This is a genomic window from Pseudomonas sp. E45-MNA-CIBAN-0222 (assembly GCF_040310405.1).
GTDB lineage: Bacteria > Pseudomonadota > Gammaproteobacteria > Pseudomonadales > Pseudomonadaceae > Stutzerimonas > Stutzerimonas stutzeri_AC.
Genome location: NZ_JBEOPU010000002.1, coordinates 42,768 through 57,652, shown reverse-complemented (window position 1 = coordinate 57,652; position 14,885 = coordinate 42,768). Strand labels below are relative to the sequence as shown.

Genomic DNA, 14,885 nt, shown 5'->3' with positions numbered 1-14,885 from the left:
TGCCGAGCGTCACTTCTAGCATGGCCGGCCCGCATCGAGACCCGTCGCCATGCCCCGCCCACCGCGTCCTCCATCCTCGCGTCCGCCTGCACGAACCGCGCGCCCGTCCGCGCCGCGGCGAGTGGCCAAGGCACCACCGAGCGAGCCACGCCTGTTGCTGCTGAACAAGCCGTTCGATGTACTCACGCAATTCAACGATGCCGATGGCCGCGCGACGCTGAAGGATTTCGTGCAGGTGCCGGGCGTCTACCCGGCCGGCCGACTGGATCGCGACAGCGAGGGTCTGCTGCTCTTGACCAACGACGGCCAGCTGCAGGCGCGTATCGCCGACCCGAAGCACAAGCTGCCGAAGACCTACTGGGTGCAGGTGGAAGGTGAGGTCAGCGCCGAGCAGCTGCAGCGCTTGCGCGATGGCGTCGAACTCAACGACGGCATGACCCTGCCGGCCGAAGCGCGGCAGCTCGATGAGCCCGAGCTGTGGCCGCGCAATCCGCCGGTGCGCTTTCGCAAGAGCGTACCGACCAGCTGGCTGGAGCTGGTGATTCGCGAAGGGCGCAATCGCCAGGTGAGGCGCATGACGGCGGCGGTTGGCTTGCCGACCTTGCGCCTGGTACGGGTGCGCATCGGCCCCTGGGCGCTGGACGGCCTGCAGCCGGGCGAGTGGCGGGAAGTGCCGGCGCAGCTGTAGCGCGCCGGCCGGTGCCTCAACTCAGTGCGGGATGCCCTGAGTCACTTCGATGATGTATCCGATGACCGGCTTGGCGAGAAAGGCGAACAGGCACAGGCCGAGACCGAGGAAGAGGATGGCGGTGCCAAGGCGCCCGGCCTTCGACTTCTTGGCCAGGTCCCAGATGATGAACGCCATGAAGGCCATCAGCCCGCCGACGAGCACGATCATCATCCACTTTTCGAAAACTTCGGGCTCCACAGGGATCTCCTGAGTGACTTCGACGAATGCGCCCGTGGCAGGCCGGGCGCGAAAGCGGGGCAGTATACGCCTGCGCAAAGCGGCGCGTGTGCCACCGCTGGTTGGACGGTCGTGCTCGCAAAGCGTTCGGATCGCGCCGACCGGGCGCCGGTGCGGCGAAATGTCTCGCCCGAATTCAGTAGGCCGCCTTGATCACATCGATGCCCTTGTTCAGCACCGCGCGCCAGGCCTGCAGGTCCGCCTGCTGCAGGTCCTCGTCGTGTTGCCCGATGGTCTTGAGCAGGGCATCGATCCACAGGTCATAGAGCTCCGGATGGATGTCCAGCTGTGCCCGCGAATGGCTCTGGCCCAGCGCACGGAGCTTGGTATCCGGCATGCCGCGGGCGAACAGCACCAGGTTGAGGATGCCGGCGCGCAGCAGCTGCTTCTGCGCGGTCATGTCGGTACGGGCGAACTTCTCCCGTATCGCTGGCGAGCTGGCGAGAAAGGTGGCGTAGAAGTCATCGAAGAAGCGGGGGCTCGCGCAGCAGCGGCCATAGCTCTGCATGACGCGGTTGGTGTCGTTCATGGGGCATCCCTGGCACGAAGGTTCGGGAGCGGCGCCTGTACGGAGCGTCGCATTCGGCTGTCCGGCGCGCCTGGCGACACCGGATACAAGGGCGCGGATTATAGGCAGTAACCCTTCGGAAAGTAGGGTACAGCCTGTGCGCTGCGTCTCAGCTGCGCAAATGCTCCAGTGGCAGCTCGGTGCTCGATGCCACCTGACGCAGGACAAAGCTGGAACGCACGCTGGAGACGCCTTCGATACGCGTCAGGGTACCGAGCAGGAACTGCTGGTAGTGGTCCATGTCCGGCACCACCACCTTGAGCTGGTAGTCGGCATCCATGCCGGTGACCAGGCTGCATTCCAGCACTTCCGGGCAGCGTCCGATCACGCCCTCGAAGTGCTCGAAGCGCTCCGGGGTGTGCCGGTCCATGCCGATCAGCACGTAGGCGGTCAGCGTCAGGCCGAGCTTCTTGCGGTCGAGCAGGGCTACCTGGCGAGCGATATAGCCGTCGTCTTCCAGTTGCTTGACGCGGCGTGAGCAGGGCGAGGGCGACAGTCCGATGCGTTCGGCCAACTCTTGGTTCGAGATGCGGGCGTCGTGCTGCAGTTCGGCGAGAATGCGCAGGTCGTAGCGGTCGAGTTTGCTCATGGAGGGATGCCTTTGGGGTCGGATTGCGCGTGATGATGGATCCAGGGCTGTTGATTGCGCAAGAGGTGCCTTGATCAGCAATCTTCGCAATCCGGTGCCGGTCGGGGCGGCGTAAGCTTTATCTCAACTTCAGCCCCCGGCAGAACGACCACGGCACGCGATCCCCGCCGCGGTCACCGAAAGTCTTACCGAGACCGACGGTCCGGGCCTCCGGCGCTCACGAGGCACCGTGCGAAGCAGCCGTTACCATCGGCCAGACGAATCGAAGAGACCACGCCCAGGCGTGGTCTTTTTCGTTGTGGGCGTTGTGGGGTTTGGATGTGATCGACAGGGGCTCTCGTCCCGACGCCTCACACTGGTCGAAGGCTCACCGCCTCGGCGGCGCCACCTCAAGCGGGTCGGCATGCACCAGCACCTCCGCGTTCGGATAGCGGTCGTGAATCGCATTCTCCACCGCCACACACAGATCATGTGCCTGCGACAGCGGCAGTTCACCAGGCAGTTCCAGGTGCAACTGGACGAACCAGCGCGTGCCGGAAACCCGCGTGCGGAAGTCATGGCAACCATGTACCCCGGGCACTTCGCAGACCAGTTGCTGCATCTGTTCGCTGATCTCCGGCGACAGCTCGGTATCCATCAGCACGGCCCCGGCCTCGCGGACGATGCTGATCGCGCTCCAGAAGATGTAGAAGGCGATGGCGATGCCGAACAACGCGTCGGTACGCTCCCAGCCAAAGCTGGCGAGGACCAGCGCGAGCAGGATGCTGCTGTTGAGCAGCAGGTCGGAGCGGTAGTGCAGCGAATCGGCGCGAACGGCGGTGGAACCGGTGATTTTCACCACGTGATGCTGGTAGGTCAGCAGCACGGCGGTCATCACCAGCGAGAAGATCATCACCGCGATACCTACACCCTGCGCGCCCAACGGTTGCGGATGCAGCAGGCGGTCGACGCCTTGCACGCCGACGAGGATCGCGCTGACGCAGATGAATGCCGCCTGCCCCAGCCCGGCCAGTGCCTCGGCCTTGCCATGGCCGTAGCGGTGATCGTCGTCCGCCGGGCGCAGCGAGTAGTGCACCGCCAGCAGGTTGAGCAGCGAGGCGGCGCCGTCCAGCAGCGAGTCGGTGAGGCCGGCCAGCAGGCTCACCGAGCCGCTCAGCCACCAGGCGACGGCCTTGCTCAGCGCCAGCAGGATGGCCGTCGCCAATGCCGCGGCGGTGGCCCGGCGCATGAGCCGGGCGTGGTCGCGATTGATGCTCATCGGCGGCGGCTATCCCTGTGCGCGTCAGGCGGCCGGGCGCAGGCCGAAAGCGGCCAGCTGCTCGACGCTGCCGTTGTGCTGGATCAGTCGTGGGTCGTCCAGCGGCAGGCTGCGGCCGGTTTCCGCCTCGATGATGGCTTTCAGGCGGGCCTGGTCGATCTGCCCATCGGCGCCGATCGCTTCCTGCAGTTTCTCCGGCGCAACGGAGTACTGGTCGTCGGGCAGGTAGATCGCGCCAGTGGCGAAGTCGATACCGAAAGCAATTAGGCCAGGGAGGAGGTAGAAGATCAGGCCGACTGCATTCAGAGCCGCAATCGCCGGGTCGATGCGGCCTTCGATCTGCCCGCGGCGATCGGGATAGAACAGCGTGCCGCAGGCGGTCAGCTGGGTGAACAGGGAAGCGGCCAACACGCCGCCGATGATTCGGTTACGGGTACGCATAAAGACCTCCGGGAAAAGTGGCGCAACTATACAAGGGCTGGATGATGTTTTCTCGACATCAGACCATGCCGCACGCACGGGTGTTCGGTACCCGGCAGCTTTACCCAGTCCTTACCGAGCATTGACGGAGCCCTGCGCGGCTCAGGCGGATAATCGCGTGGCGATTCCTCTCACTCGGAGTGCACCACCATGTTCGGATCATTGCCGCGCGCCGCGCTCGGCGCGTTCCTTTCCTTCTGCGTTGCAGCGACCGCCCTTGCTGCACCGCCCGGGCCGGGTTCGGGCATGCAGCGTGGGCCGGGAGGCCCGGGGCCCTACCCTGCGCCAGGGCCGCGTCATGGGCACGGACTGCCAGCCGGCGCGCGGGAAGTGTGGATCGGCAGCATGCTCTACTTCGTCGCCGCCGGAACCTATTACCTGTGGAATGCCGAGCGCAACGTCTACGAACCCGTCAGCCAGCCGCCGCTGCCGGCCAGCGAGGCCACGCGATATGATGTGATCGCCTATCCGGCCAAGGGCCAGAGTGCCGAGCAGCAGAGCCGCGACCGCTACGAGTGCCATAGCTGGGCGGTCAGCCAGAGCGGTTTCGACCCGGCCAGCGCCCGGACGGCCCCGGCGGCCAGCGTTGCCGACACCTACAAGCGCGCCCTCGGTGCCTGCCTGACCGGACGCGGCTACAGCGTCAACTGATGCGCCCAGCTTCGGGCGGGCGCTTCGGTTGTTGAATCGTCTGCCCGAAGCGAGTGCTCATGAATTCCCTACCCATCGACGAAGCCCTGCCTGCGTTGCGCCAGGCCCTGCAGCAGCGCGACGAAGCCGTGCTCGAGGCGCCGCCCGGCGCCGGCAAGACCACCCGCGTGCCGCTGGCGCTGCTCGGCGAAGCCTGGCTGGCTGGGCAGACCATCATCATGCTCGAACCGCGCCGGCTGGCCGCCCGCGCCGCCGCCGAACGCCTGGCCAGCGAGCTGGGCGAGCGGGTCGGCGAGACGGTCGGCTACCGCATCCGCCTGGACAGCAAGGTCGGGCCGAACACCCGCATCGAGGTGGTCACCGAGGGCATCCTTGCGCGCCGCCTGCAGGACGACCCGGCACTGGAAGGCGTCGGGCTGGTGATCTTCGACGAATTCCACGAGCGCAGCCTGGATGCCGATCTGGCCCTGGCGCTGACGCTCAATGCGCGTCAGCTGCTGCGCGACGAGCCGCTCAAGCTGCTGCTGATGTCGGCGACGCTGGAGGGCCAGCGCCTGTCGGCGTTGCTCGACGAGGCACCGGTGGTGCGCAGCGAGGGGCGCATGCACCCGGTGGAGCAGCGCTGGGGCCGCCCGCTGGCGCCGGGCGAGCGCATCGAGCCGCGGGTGGTGCAGACGGTGCTGCAGGCGCTGCAGGACGAGCGCGGCAGCGTGCTGGTGTTCCTGCCGGGGCAGGCCGAGATCCGTCGGGTGAACGAAGCGCTGACCGAACAGCTGGAGGGGCGCGGCGACATCCTGCTCTGCCCGCTGCATGGCGAACTGGAGCTGGCCCAGCAGCGTGCGGCCATCGAGCCTGCACCGGCGGGCCTGCGCAAAGTGGTGCTGGCGACCAATATCGCCGAGACCAGTCTGACCATCGAAGGTGTACGGGTGGTGGTGGACGCCGGGCTGGCGCGGGTGCCGCGCTTCGATCCCGGCAGTGGCATGCCCCGCCTGGAAACCCGGCGCATCTCCCGCGCCTCGGCCACGCAACGGGCGGGGCGGGCCGGGCGGCTGGAGCCGGGCGCCTGCTACCGGCTGTGGTCGGAGGAGCAGCACGGGCAGCTGGCGGCCTACGGTGAGGCGGAAATTCTCCAGGCGGACCTTGCCGGCGTCGCGCTGCAGCTGGCGCGCTGGGGCGTCGAGCCCGACGAGCTGGCCTGGCTCGATCGTCCGCCGGCCGCCGCCTACGGTCAGGCGCAGGCCCTGCTGGAGCGCCTCGGTGCGCTGCAGCGCAGCGAGCACGGCGGCTGGCAGCTGACCCGTCACGGCCAGGCGATGGCCGGGCTGCCGGTGCATCCGCGCCTGGCGCACATGCTGCTGCGCGGGCAGGCGTTGGGTGTGGCTGCCTTGGCTGCCGACGTGGCGGCGCTGCTGGTCGAGCGTGACATTCAACCCGGCGGGCAGCGCGGCGGCGGAGCCGATCTCGCTCTGCGCCTGCATCAGTTGCAGGATGGTCGTGGAGCTGGGGTGCAGCGCGTCCGGCAACTGGCCCGGCAGTTTCGCAGCTTGCTGCGCGCTGCCGCGGCGGCGCCGGCTGCTGAACTCGATGAGCAACACGCGCTGGCCGCGCTGCTGGCCTTCGCCTATCCGGACCGGGTGGCCCGCCAGCGCCGCGAGGGCGGCGGTGGCTATCGGCTGGCCAACGGCCGCGCGGCGCAGTTCGGCGAGCCGGACCCGCTGATGAAGGAATCCTGGTTGGTGATCGCCGAGCTGGGCAGTCACCAGGGCCAGCGCGAGGAGCGCATCTATCGCGCCGTGGCGCTGGACCCGGCCTTGTTCGAGAGCGCGCTGGCCGAGCAGGTCGCCGTGCGCGACGAGCTGGAATGGGACGAGCGCGAGGGCGTGCTGCGTGCCGAGCGGCAGCGGCGGGTCGGCGAGCTGGTGCTCAGTCGCGAACCGCTGCCGACGCTGGACGAAGAAGCACGTGGCAAGGCGCTGCTCGCGCTGGTGCGGCGCAAGGGGCTGGAGCTGCTGGCCTGGACGCCGGAGCTGCGCCAGTGGCAGGCGCGCATCGGCCTGCTGCGCCAGCTCGATCTGGCTGCGGGCGACACCAGCGACTGGCCGGACGTCAGCGACACCGCGTTGCTGGCACGCCTGGAGGACTGGCTGCTGCCTTATCTGGGCAAGGTCACGCGGCTGGCGCACTTCGCCCAGCTCGATCTCGCCGCGATGCTCGCCACCCTGCTGCCCTGGCCGCTGCCGCAGCGCCTGGAGGAGCAGGCACCGGTGGCCGTGACGGTGCCCTCCGGCTCGCGCATCAGGCTGGACTACAGCGAGCAGCCGCCGGTGCTGGCGGTGCGCCTGCAGGAGCTGTTCGGCCTGGCCGACACGCCGCGTATCGCCGGCGGCCGGCAGGTCGTCAAGCTGCACCTGCTGTCGCCAGCGCGCCGGCCGGTACAGGTCACCCAGGACCTTGCCAGCTTCTGGGCCAATACCTATGCCGAGGTGAAGAAGGATCTGAAGGGGCGCTACCCCAAGCACTACTGGCCGGACGATCCGCTGGTCGCCGAGCCCACCGCCCGGGCCAAGCCACGCGGGCAGTGAGGCTCAGTCGGAGGGCAGGCTGAGGTCTTCGCCGGCCTGGCGCAGCGTTTCGTAGGCCTGATCCAGTGCATCGACGATGGTTTCGGCGTCGTGCGCATGGCGTGAAACGATGAAGTGGATCGGGACCTGGGTCAGGCGTTGGTAGGGCAATTCTTCCATCTGCAGCCGCTGGCGGGCCTGCTCGACCGGAATCTGGTAATCGAGCAGGTAATCGCCACGGTTGCGTCGCAACATTTCCAGCGCAGAAAGGTGATTGCTGGTGCGCAGCACGCGCAGGTCCAGGCCGGGGTCGTCGAGCAGTGCGTTGATGTTGGGCCAGTAGCTGTAGCCGCCGATCAGGATCAGCGACTTGCCCGCAAGGTCTTCAGGTATGCGCGGTGCTGGCGTACCCGCACGGTGATACAGATTGAGATTGATCTGGCTGAGCATGTGTCGGCCTTCCAGCGTATGTGCCGCCAGCTCCGGCTTGCCTTGGGCTCCGGGCCATAAATCAATGCTGCCCTTCTCCAATGCGCCGTAGAGGCGCGCACTGGGTAGTGCACGAAAGCGCACCCCGTAGCCTGCCTGCCGCGCGACACGCCGCGTCAGTTCGGCCAGCTCGCCGCGTGCAGTGCCATGGGCATCGGTGTAAATGGCGGGGGCGAATTCGTAATAACCGACATTGAGGATGCGCGGAGCAGTGGGCTCGGCCAAGGACGCGGCAGGTACGCCCAGGATCACCGTCACGGCCAGATAGAGAAGTGCTTTCAATGGATCAATCGCTGCCTTGCGTTGTTCCAACAAGGATGCTCAGGCGATGCCCGGTTGTCCATGAGCCATATTGCTGCGGCGTGAGGAATGTCCGTATATATCGACCTATGCTCAAACCACGACGCGAAGAATGCGACACGAAGGAGTAGCCCATGCAGCGCAAGGTGTTCGATCGCAAGGTATTCAACCGCAAGGTGGTGGTGATCACCGGCGGCTGCGCCGGTATCGGTCGCGCACTGGCAGTGCGCATGGCTCAGGCAGGCGCGCGACTGGTTATCTTCGATCTGCAACAGGATGCGCTGGATGGCCTGGTGCAGCATCTGGCCGATCACCACAATACCGACGCGCTAGGTCTTTGTTGCGATGTTAGCGATGCAGAAGCGGTGCAGCGCGCAGTGGCTCTGGTGGTCGAGCGTTATGGTGGCATCGACGTGCTGATCAATAACGCCGGCATTACCCATCGCAGCCCGGTAGCGACCACCAGCCTGGCAGTCTTTGAGCGGGTCATGGCGGTCAATTTCTATGGCGCGCTGAATTGTACTCAGGCCGCGCTACCGAGCCTGCTTGCCCGGGACGGGCAGATCATCGTGCTCAGTTCGCTTTCGCAATATGCGCCAGTTCCTGACCGTGCCGCCTACAACGCCAGCAAGCATGCCCTGCACGGGTTATTCGAAACGCTGCGTTGCGAGCTGCGCGATACCGATGTCAACGTCATGCTGGTCTGTCCAGGCTACACCGCCACCGATCTGCGCAAGAACGTGCTGGTCGGCGATGGCTCCACCGCGCCGCAGCCGGTGCTGGATATTGGCCGGGTGGCATCGCCGCAGGATGTGGCCGAGGCAATCTATCAGGGCGCGCTTCGCCGGCGCCGGCTGCTGGTGCTGTCCAACCTGGACTGGAAGGCCCAACTGCTGGCGCGCTGTTTCCCGCGGCTGTACCAGAGTTTGCTGCTGCCGCGCCTGCTCGGCGGGCGCGCCTCCTGAATACGGCCCGCTAGGCGTCGCTGCCGTATAGCTCCTGCATCAGCGCCATGTCCCAATACGACGCCTCGATCTTGTGGCCGTCCAGGTCGCGCACGAAACAGCCGTAGTAGGGCTCGCCATATTCAGGTCGCGGGCCGGGTGCGCCTTCGTCGGCTGCGCCGGCGGCGATTGCCGCGCGATGGAAGGCGTCTACCTCCGCCTGAGCAGCGGCGAAAAAGCCGACATGGGTGCCGTTGCCCACGGATGCGCTGCCGCCATCGATGGGGCGCTGAATCCAGAATTCCGGGTATTCGCGACCCCAGGCAACCGCGCCGGGGTGTTCGAGGATGCGCTTGCAGCCAAGGGGGGCGAGGACCTGGTCATAGAAGGCAACCGCTTCGTCGAAGCGATTGCTGCCCAGGGAAATGTGCGAAAGGATGCTTGGGTTCTGTTCGGTCATTGCGGCATCTCCTGATGTAGCCGGACCAAGCCTAGCAGGCCCAGAGCGCTGCGCCGGAGCGTTAGCCGGGAGATTGGCTCATTCGGCATCTGGCGCGCGTGCTGGCGGCTCGGTGCAAAGCATGAAGCAACGGAACAGCATGATCGTCGGCAGCAGCTGCAGCAGGCCGACTACGCCATCCAGCAACATCGACGGTAGCAGCGGTGGCGTCTGCTCGGCGAACAGTTGAGCAGCTATCCAGACTTCAAGTATCCAGATCGGCAACAGCACGGTCATCACGCAGGCGAGTACCAGCAGAAAATGCCCGCGGGTGAGGAGGAAGCTCTGCTTCAGCGCTGCCAGTGGCGACAGACCGCGCAGTACCAGCAGGTACTCGGCGAAGGCGATCTTGACCATCACCCATATGCCCGGCAGCACGAACAGCGAAGCACCAAGCAGGATCAGCAGTGAGCCCAGCCCCGAGAGCACCGCCAGTGCCGGCCACAGCGGCAGTACTCGGGCATATACCGCGCGCAGCGCCGGATCATGGCCGCGGCTGCGTGCATCCAGATAGAGGATCAGCGCGCCGACGTACAGCGGATAGAAGATCAGACCCACCAGCAGGTCCAGCGCGGGCGGTGCGTTCTCACCGAGCCAGTGATCGAGCGCCAGGCGGGTGATGCTTTCGAGCAGGATCAGCGGCAGGCAGAGCCGGACGATGGTCAGGAAATGGCGGGAGTAGAAGAACCAGGCGTCACGCAGGATGGCAAGAACGTTCATTGCAGACCGAAGGTGAGGGAGTCGTTTCGGGGCGTCACTGTAACGGATGCGGCGAGGGCGGGACATGCGTGATTTCGCCGTCCATACTGGTGGCCCATTCCAGACTCAGGCTGCCGCGTGAAGAAGATCGCTCTGTTCGCCGATGTGCAGAACCTTTACTACACCGTGCGTCAGGCCCATGGCTGCCACTTCAACTATGCGGCGCTGTGGGCTGACGTCAGTCGGCGCGGCACCATCGTCGAGGCCTACGCCTACGCCATCGAACGTGGCGATGCGCGCCAGCAGCAATTCCAGCAGATCCTGCGCAACCTGGGGTTCACAGTGAAGCTCAAGCCCTATATTCAGCGCAGCGACGGCTCGGCCAAGGGCGACTGGGACGTGGGCATCACCATCGACGTGCTGGACGCGGCGGCGCGGGTCGACGAAGTGGTGCTGGCTTCCGGCGACGGCGATTTCGACCTGCTGCTCGAGCGGGTGCGTGCCGGTGGCGCCGAAGCGACGGCCTACGGCGTGCCTGGGCTCACCGCCCAATCGCTGATCCGTGCCGCAACGCGTTACGTGCCGATCGAAGGTGATTTGTTGTTGCGTGGCTGAAATCCGCCGCTTTGAGAGAACGGGATTGTCTGCCAACGGGGCCACTCGGAGTTGCCAGTGTAGGGTGGATGATGCTCCACCCATCCACCGCAGCGGAGCCACGTCGTGGAAAATGCTGCGCAGTTTTCCACCCTACGCCTCCCACTCAGCGGCGCTGTGATCGTAGGGTGGATGACGCTTCACCCATCCACCAGAACGACGTCAGGCTTTGCCGAGTGCCGCCTGGCGCTTGCGCACGGCCGCTTCGATACCGGCTGCATCCAGGCCGCACTCGGCGAGCATTTCGCTCGGCTTGGCGTGCTCGACGTAGTAGTCAGGCAGGCCCAGATGCAGCATCGGTTTGAGAATGCTTTCGCCCGTAAGGAACTCGGCTACCGCGCTGCCGGCGCCAGCCATGATGCTGTTCTCTTCGATCGTCACCAGCAGCTCGTGGCTGCCCGCCAATTCGCGTAGCAGGGCTTCGTCTAGCGGTTTGACGAAACGCATGTCGACCACCGTGGCGTCTAGCGCCTCGCCGACCTGCAGCGCCTCCGGCAGCTGCACGCCGAATACCAGCAGCGCCACCTTGCTCCCCTTGCGGCGCACCACGGCCTTGCCGATCTCCAGCGGTTCCAGCCCCGGCTCGATGGCGGCGTTGGGGCCGCTGCCCCGCGGGTAGCGCACTGCGGCCGGGCCTTCGAAGTGGTAGCCGGTGGTGAGCATGCGGCGCATCTCGTTCTCGTCGCTCGGCGTCATCACCAGCATGCCGGGGATGCAGCGCAGGTAGGAGAGGTCGAAGCTGCCGGCATGGGTCGGGCCGTCTTCGCCGACCAGCCCGGCGCGGTCAATGGCGAATAGCACGTCGAGGTTCTGCACCGCGACGTCATGGATCAGCTGATCGTAGGCGCGCTGGAGGAACGTCGAGTAGATCGCCACCACCGGCTTCATACCTTCGCAGGCCATGCCGGCGGCCAAGGTCACCGCGTGCTGCTCGGCGATGGCGACGTCGAAGTAACGCTCCGGGTAACGCTCGCTAAAGGCCACCAGGTCGGAGCCTTCCTTCATCGCCGGCGTGATGCCGGTCAGGCGTGGGTCGGCGGCGGCCATGTCGCACAGCCACTGGCCAAACACATTGGAGTACTTGGGCCCTGAGGGCTTCTTCGGTTTGACCGGGGCGCCGACCGGCTCCAGCTTGCTGATCGCATGCCAGGTGATCGGGTCGGCTTCGGCCGGGGCAAAGCCCTTGCCCTTCTTCGTCACCACATGAAGGAACTGCGGGCCGTCGAGGTCGCGCATGTTGCGCAGGGTGGCGATCAGCGTGGGCAGGTCGTGGCCGTCGATGGGGCCGATGTAATTCCAGCCCAGCTCTTCGAACAGCGTGCCCGGCACCAGCATGCCCTTGGCGTATTCCTCCGTGCGGCGGGCGATTTCCCAGGCACCCGGCAGGCGCGAGAGGATCTTCTTGCTGCCTTCGCGCATGCTCGAGTAGGTGCGGCTGGAGAGAATCTTGGCCAGGTAGTTGGACAGTCCGCCGACGTTGCGCGAGATCGACATGTCGTTGTCGTTGAGCACCACCAGCATGTTGGCGCCGACTTCCGGAGCGTGGTTGAGCGCTTCGAAGGCCATGCCGGCGGTCAGAGCGCCGTCGCCGATCACCGCGATGGACTTGCGCTGCTCGCCTTTCAGACGCGCGGCGACCGCCATGCCCAGGGCGGCGCTGATGGAGGTGCTGGAATGACCGACGCCGAAGGTGTCGTACTCGCTTTCCACGCGGCGCGGAAAGGCGGCCAGACCGTCCTTCTGGCGCAGGGTGCCCATGCGCTCACGGCGGCCGGTAAGGATCTTGTGCGGATAGGCCTGGTGGCCCACGTCCCACACCAGCCGGTCGTCCGGCGTGTCGTAGACGTAGTGCAGGGCGATGGTCAGTTCGATCACGCCGAGGCCGGCGCCGAAGTGCCCGCCGGTGCGGCCGACGCTGTACAACAGCTCCTGGCGCAGTTCGTTGGCAAGCTCTTCGAGTTCCGCCTCGCCCAGTCGGCGCAGCTGTTCGGGGGTCGCCGCGCGGTCAAGAACGGGCGTCGCGGGGCGAACCCGAGGGATCTCGTGAAAAGTCTTGGGCATCAGGCGGATCGTTGTTGTTGAAAAAAGAGCGGCAGTTTACCCGATGGGCCCCTCGATAAGAACGGCCCCGGGTCCGGTAGGGGTTTGACTGCTATTTCGGCAAAAGGCTCAGTTGCGTCGTTCGACGATATAGCGCGCCAGCTCGCGCAGCGGCTCGGCGGCGGTATCGAACGGCCGCAGGGCGTGCAGAGCCTGATCGCGCAGCTCCAGCGCGTAGGCCTTGGCCGCGTCCATTCCGAGCAGCGCCGGGTAGGTCGGCTTGTCCCGGGCGATGTCGGCGCCTTGGTGCTTGCCCAGGGTCGCGGTGTCGCTTTCAACGTCGAGAATGTCGTCCTGGACCTGGAAGGCCAGGCCGATGGTGCGGGCGTACTGGCTCAGCGAGGCGAGGTTATCGGCGTCGGCATGGCCGCTGGCGAGCGCGCCGAGCTGCACGCTGGCTTCGATCAGTGCGCCGGTCTTGTGTCGGTGCATCAGCTCCAGAGCGTCGCGATCGAGCTTGAGACCGACCGAGCCGAGATCGATGGCCTGGCCGCCGACCATGCCAGCCGGCCCGGCGGCGCGGGCCAGCACGGCGAACATGCGCAGGCGCAGCGTGGCGTCCTGTGGATTGTGCTCGGCCTGGGCCATGGCCTCGAAGGCAAGGCTTTGCAGGCCGTCGCCGGCGAGGATCGCACAGGCTTCGTCGAAGGCCTTGTGGGTGGTGGGCTGGCCGCGGCGCAGGTCGTCGTCGTCCATGGCTGGCAGGTCGTCGTGCACCAGCGAGTAGGCGTGGATCAGCTCGACGGCACAGGCGGCGCCGTCAGCGCTGGCCTTGTCACCGTTCAGTGCTTCGCAGGCGGCGTAGACCAGCAGCGGGCGGACGCGCTTGCCGCCGTTCATCACGCTGTAGCGCATGGCCTGATAGAGGCGTTCGAGCTGCGGCAGTGGCGGGGCGAAGAGGGTTTCGAGGCAGCCGTCGACGCGCTGCTGACAGCTCTTCTGGTAGTCGCCAATCATCATGCTTCGGGGTCCGACTCGAAGGGGGCTTCCTGCAGGCTGCCGTCGCGTTCGAGAAGGATCTGTACCTTCTGCTCGGCCTGGCTCAGCGCAGCCTGGCAGTCGCGGGTCAGGCCGATGCCCTGTTCGAAACAGATCAGCGAGTCTTCCAGCGACAGCTCGCCGCTTTCCAGGCGCTCAACCAGCTGTTGTAGCTCGGCGAGGGATTGTTCGAAATCGAGGGCAGCTTTCTTGCGGGCCATGCGGGAACCTGTCGTCGGCAGCGAGTCGGAAACGGGCGCGACATTAGCAAAGAAAGGCCCGTCGCAGCCACAAGGTTCGCCGGCGCGGCGGGTATCAGGCGGCGTAGGTCGCCCAGAAGTAATAGACCGTCATGCTGGCGCCGACCAGGATGACGAAGACACGCAGCCAGGCCGCCGGCAGCTTCTGGCTCAGCGCTCCGCCGGCATAGCCACCCAGCGTGGCGCCGGTGAGCAGGATGAGCAATTCGTACCAGCTGACGCGCCCGGCGATGATGAAGGTCAGGCTGGCGACGCTGTAGATCACAGCCGAGATCAGGTTCTTCAGGGCGTTGGCGCGTACCAGCGCATGGCCTTCGATGGAGAACGCAGCCAGCTGCAGGATGCCCATGCCGGCACCGAAGTAGCCGCCGTAGATCGACACCAGGCCGTGGGCGGCCATCGACGCAGGGGAGTGCGGTGGCACGGCAGTTTCTTCCTTGCGCCGCGCCGCCAGCCAGCGGCTGAGCCATGGGCTGGCGGCGAACAGGGCGGTGGCCAACAGCAGCAGCCAGGGGATCAGCAGGCTGAACACGTCGTCGCCGCCGGCCAGCAACAGCAGGCCGCCGAGTAGCCCACCGGCCAGGCCCGCCAGAAGCAAGGGCAGAAGATACGGCCCCAGCGGCCGCAGGCTCGAACGCGCGGCCCAAGCGCCGGCGAGGCTCGCCGGCCAGAGCGCGACGGCATTGGTGGCGTTGGCTGTCACCGGCGGTAGGCCGATGGCCAGCAGAGCGGGGAAGGAAAAGAAGGTGCCGCCACCAGCCAGCGCATTCATCCCGCCAGCGGCGAAGCCGGCAGCGACCAGCAGCAGAATCTCGAACAGCGTCATGGGTGGGCCTGCACCAAAAAGATGCAGAGTATCCAAGCCGCTGCGCGTCGGCTAGCGGG

Annotated in this window: 17 protein-coding genes; 5 read left to right on the top strand and 12 right to left on the bottom strand. The window is 66.4% G+C overall.

The genetic code is table 11. The annotated features are described in order from the left end of the window. The first annotated feature begins 121 nt into the window (after nucleotides 1-121). Nucleotides 122-688 (top strand): pseudouridine synthase, encoded by a 567-nt coding sequence (locus tag AAEZ08_RS03335; RefSeq protein WP_500123709.1) that lies wholly within the window; start codon nucleotides 122-124, stop codon nucleotides 686-688. A 21-nt stretch (nucleotides 689-709) separates the two neighbouring features. On the opposite strand, the gene AAEZ08_RS03330 is transcribed toward AAEZ08_RS03335, so the two are convergent. The 5 genes from AAEZ08_RS03330 to pmcY all read right to left on the bottom strand — a co-directional run bounded on the left by AAEZ08_RS03330 (nucleotide 710) and on the right by pmcY (nucleotide 3,823). Then, entirely contained in the window at nucleotides 710-928 is a 219-nt protein-coding gene (locus AAEZ08_RS03330) for a DUF2788 domain-containing protein (RefSeq protein WP_003283042.1), read from the bottom strand. Nucleotides 929-1,103: 175 nt separating this feature from the next. Next, nucleotides 1,104-1,496 (bottom strand): globin, encoded by a 393-nt coding sequence (locus AAEZ08_RS03325; protein WP_014597796.1) that lies wholly within the window; start codon nucleotides 1,494-1,496, stop codon nucleotides 1,104-1,106. A gap of 148 nt (nucleotides 1,497-1,644) precedes the next feature. Continuing rightward, complete coding sequence (locus AAEZ08_RS03320; protein WP_017246503.1) at nucleotides 1,645-2,124, bottom strand: Lrp/AsnC family transcriptional regulator; 480 nt, start codon at nucleotides 2,122-2,124, stop codon at nucleotides 1,645-1,647. Nucleotides 2,125-2,491: 367 nt separating this feature from the next. Then, complete coding sequence (locus AAEZ08_RS03315; protein WP_011914730.1) at nucleotides 2,492-3,382, bottom strand: cation diffusion facilitator family transporter; 891 nt, start codon at nucleotides 3,380-3,382, stop codon at nucleotides 2,492-2,494. Nucleotides 3,383-3,406: 24 nt separating this feature from the next. Next, nucleotides 3,407-3,823 (bottom strand): periplasmic Zn2+ metallochaperone PmcY, encoded by a 417-nt coding sequence (gene pmcY / locus AAEZ08_RS03310; RefSeq protein ID WP_106442383.1) that lies wholly within the window; start codon nucleotides 3,821-3,823, stop codon nucleotides 3,407-3,409. 189 nt (nucleotides 3,824-4,012) lie between these two features. On the opposite strand from pmcY, the gene AAEZ08_RS03305 reads away from it, so the two are divergent. Both AAEZ08_RS03305 and hrpB read left to right on the top strand, forming a co-directional pair. Further along, nucleotides 4,013-4,513, top strand: a complete 501-nt coding sequence (locus AAEZ08_RS03305; protein ID WP_256332457.1) for a hypothetical protein — start codon at nucleotides 4,013-4,015, stop codon at nucleotides 4,511-4,513. Between the two features lie 59 nt (nucleotides 4,514-4,572). Continuing rightward, nucleotides 4,573-7,098 (top strand): ATP-dependent helicase HrpB, encoded by a 2,526-nt coding sequence (gene hrpB / locus AAEZ08_RS03300; RefSeq protein WP_500123708.1) that lies wholly within the window; start codon nucleotides 4,573-4,575, stop codon nucleotides 7,096-7,098. A gap of 3 nt (nucleotides 7,099-7,101) precedes the next feature. Here the strand turns inward: hrpB and AAEZ08_RS03295 are convergent, their stop codons facing one another. Beyond that, a complete protein-coding gene (locus AAEZ08_RS03295) occupies nucleotides 7,102-7,881 on the bottom strand; it encodes a substrate-binding periplasmic protein (protein ID WP_500123707.1) in 780 nt (259 codons plus the stop codon). A 119-nt stretch (nucleotides 7,882-8,000) separates the two neighbouring features. On the opposite strand from AAEZ08_RS03295, the gene AAEZ08_RS03290 reads away from it, so the two are divergent. Further along, nucleotides 8,001-8,831: an SDR family oxidoreductase gene (locus AAEZ08_RS03290; protein WP_003283050.1), complete on the top strand. Its 831-nt coding sequence runs from the start codon at nucleotides 8,001-8,003 to the stop codon at nucleotides 8,829-8,831. 10 nt (nucleotides 8,832-8,841) lie between these two features. On the opposite strand, the gene AAEZ08_RS03285 is transcribed toward AAEZ08_RS03290, so the two are convergent. Continuing rightward, a complete protein-coding gene (locus tag AAEZ08_RS03285) occupies nucleotides 8,842-9,270 on the bottom strand; it encodes a VOC family protein (protein ID WP_003283051.1) in 429 nt (142 codons plus the stop codon). A 78-nt stretch (nucleotides 9,271-9,348) separates the two neighbouring features. Continuing rightward, on the bottom strand, nucleotides 9,349-10,029 hold the full coding sequence (locus AAEZ08_RS03280; RefSeq protein ID WP_003283052.1) for a YciC family protein: 681 nt from the start codon (nucleotides 10,027-10,029) through the stop codon (nucleotides 9,349-9,351). Between the two features lie 117 nt (nucleotides 10,030-10,146). Here AAEZ08_RS03280 and AAEZ08_RS03275 point away from each other — a divergent pair, with 117 nt between their 5' ends. After that, a complete protein-coding gene (locus tag AAEZ08_RS03275) occupies nucleotides 10,147-10,623 on the top strand; it encodes a LabA-like NYN domain-containing protein (RefSeq protein ID WP_003283053.1) in 477 nt (158 codons plus the stop codon). 201 nt (nucleotides 10,624-10,824) lie between these two features. Here AAEZ08_RS03275 and dxs read toward each other — a convergent pair whose 3' ends face one another. The 4 genes from dxs to AAEZ08_RS03255 form a co-directional block, all read right to left on the bottom strand. Beyond that, nucleotides 10,825-12,723, bottom strand: a complete 1,899-nt coding sequence (dxs, locus tag AAEZ08_RS03270; protein WP_058065063.1) for a 1-deoxy-D-xylulose-5-phosphate synthase — start codon at nucleotides 12,721-12,723, stop codon at nucleotides 10,825-10,827. Nucleotides 12,724-12,831: 108 nt separating this feature from the next. Continuing rightward, the gene (locus tag AAEZ08_RS03265; protein WP_500123866.1) at nucleotides 12,832-13,719 is read right to left on the bottom strand and encodes a polyprenyl synthetase family protein; all 888 of its coding nucleotides are present in this window, start codon (nucleotides 13,717-13,719) and stop codon (nucleotides 12,832-12,834) included. Beyond that, on the bottom strand, nucleotides 13,719-13,961 hold the full coding sequence (locus AAEZ08_RS03260; protein ID WP_023445488.1) for an exodeoxyribonuclease VII small subunit: 243 nt from the start codon (nucleotides 13,959-13,961) through the stop codon (nucleotides 13,719-13,721). The genes AAEZ08_RS03265 and AAEZ08_RS03260 overlap by 1 nt, the downstream gene beginning before the upstream one ends. A 94-nt stretch (nucleotides 13,962-14,055) precedes the next feature. Then, nucleotides 14,056-14,826 (bottom strand): sulfite exporter TauE/SafE family protein, encoded by a 771-nt coding sequence (locus AAEZ08_RS03255; protein WP_500123706.1) that lies wholly within the window; start codon nucleotides 14,824-14,826, stop codon nucleotides 14,056-14,058. Nucleotides 14,827-14,885: the final 59 nt, after the last annotated feature.

Coding starts and splice junctions, on each gene's coding strand:
- AAEZ08_RS03325 (WP_014597796.1), bottom strand. CDS start 1,496: ATGAACGACACCAACCGCGTCATGCAGAGCTATGGCCGCTGCTGCGCG.
- AAEZ08_RS03320 (WP_017246503.1), bottom strand. CDS start 2,124: ATGAGCAAACTCGACCGCTACGACCTGCGCATTCTCGCCGAACTGCAG.
- AAEZ08_RS03315 (WP_011914730.1), bottom strand. CDS start 3,382: ATGAGCATCAATCGCGACCACGCCCGGCTCATGCGCCGGGCCACCGCC.
- pmcY (WP_106442383.1), bottom strand. CDS start 3,823: ATGCGTACCCGTAACCGAATCATCGGCGGCGTGTTGGCCGCTTCCCTG.
- AAEZ08_RS03305 (WP_256332457.1), top strand. CDS start 4,013: ATGTTCGGATCATTGCCGCGCGCCGCGCTCGGCGCGTTCCTTTCCTTC.
- hrpB (WP_500123708.1), top strand. CDS start 4,573: ATGAATTCCCTACCCATCGACGAAGCCCTGCCTGCGTTGCGCCAGGCC.
- AAEZ08_RS03290 (WP_003283050.1), top strand. CDS start 8,001: ATGCAGCGCAAGGTGTTCGATCGCAAGGTATTCAACCGCAAGGTGGTG.
- AAEZ08_RS03285 (WP_003283051.1), bottom strand. CDS start 9,270: ATGACCGAACAGAACCCAAGCATCCTTTCGCACATTTCCCTGGGCAGC.
- AAEZ08_RS03280 (WP_003283052.1), bottom strand. CDS start 10,029: ATGAACGTTCTTGCCATCCTGCGTGACGCCTGGTTCTTCTACTCCCGC.
- dxs (WP_058065063.1), bottom strand. CDS start 12,723: ATGCCCAAGACTTTTCACGAGATCCCTCGGGTTCGCCCCGCGACGCCC.
- AAEZ08_RS03265 (WP_500123866.1), bottom strand. CDS start 13,719: ATGATTGGCGACTACCAGAAGAGCTGTCAGCAGCGCGTCGACGGCTGC.
- AAEZ08_RS03260 (WP_023445488.1), bottom strand. CDS start 13,961: ATGGCCCGCAAGAAAGCTGCCCTCGATTTCGAACAATCCCTCGCCGAG.
- AAEZ08_RS03255 (WP_500123706.1), bottom strand. CDS start 14,826: ATGACGCTGTTCGAGATTCTGCTGCTGGTCGCTGCCGGCTTCGCCGCT.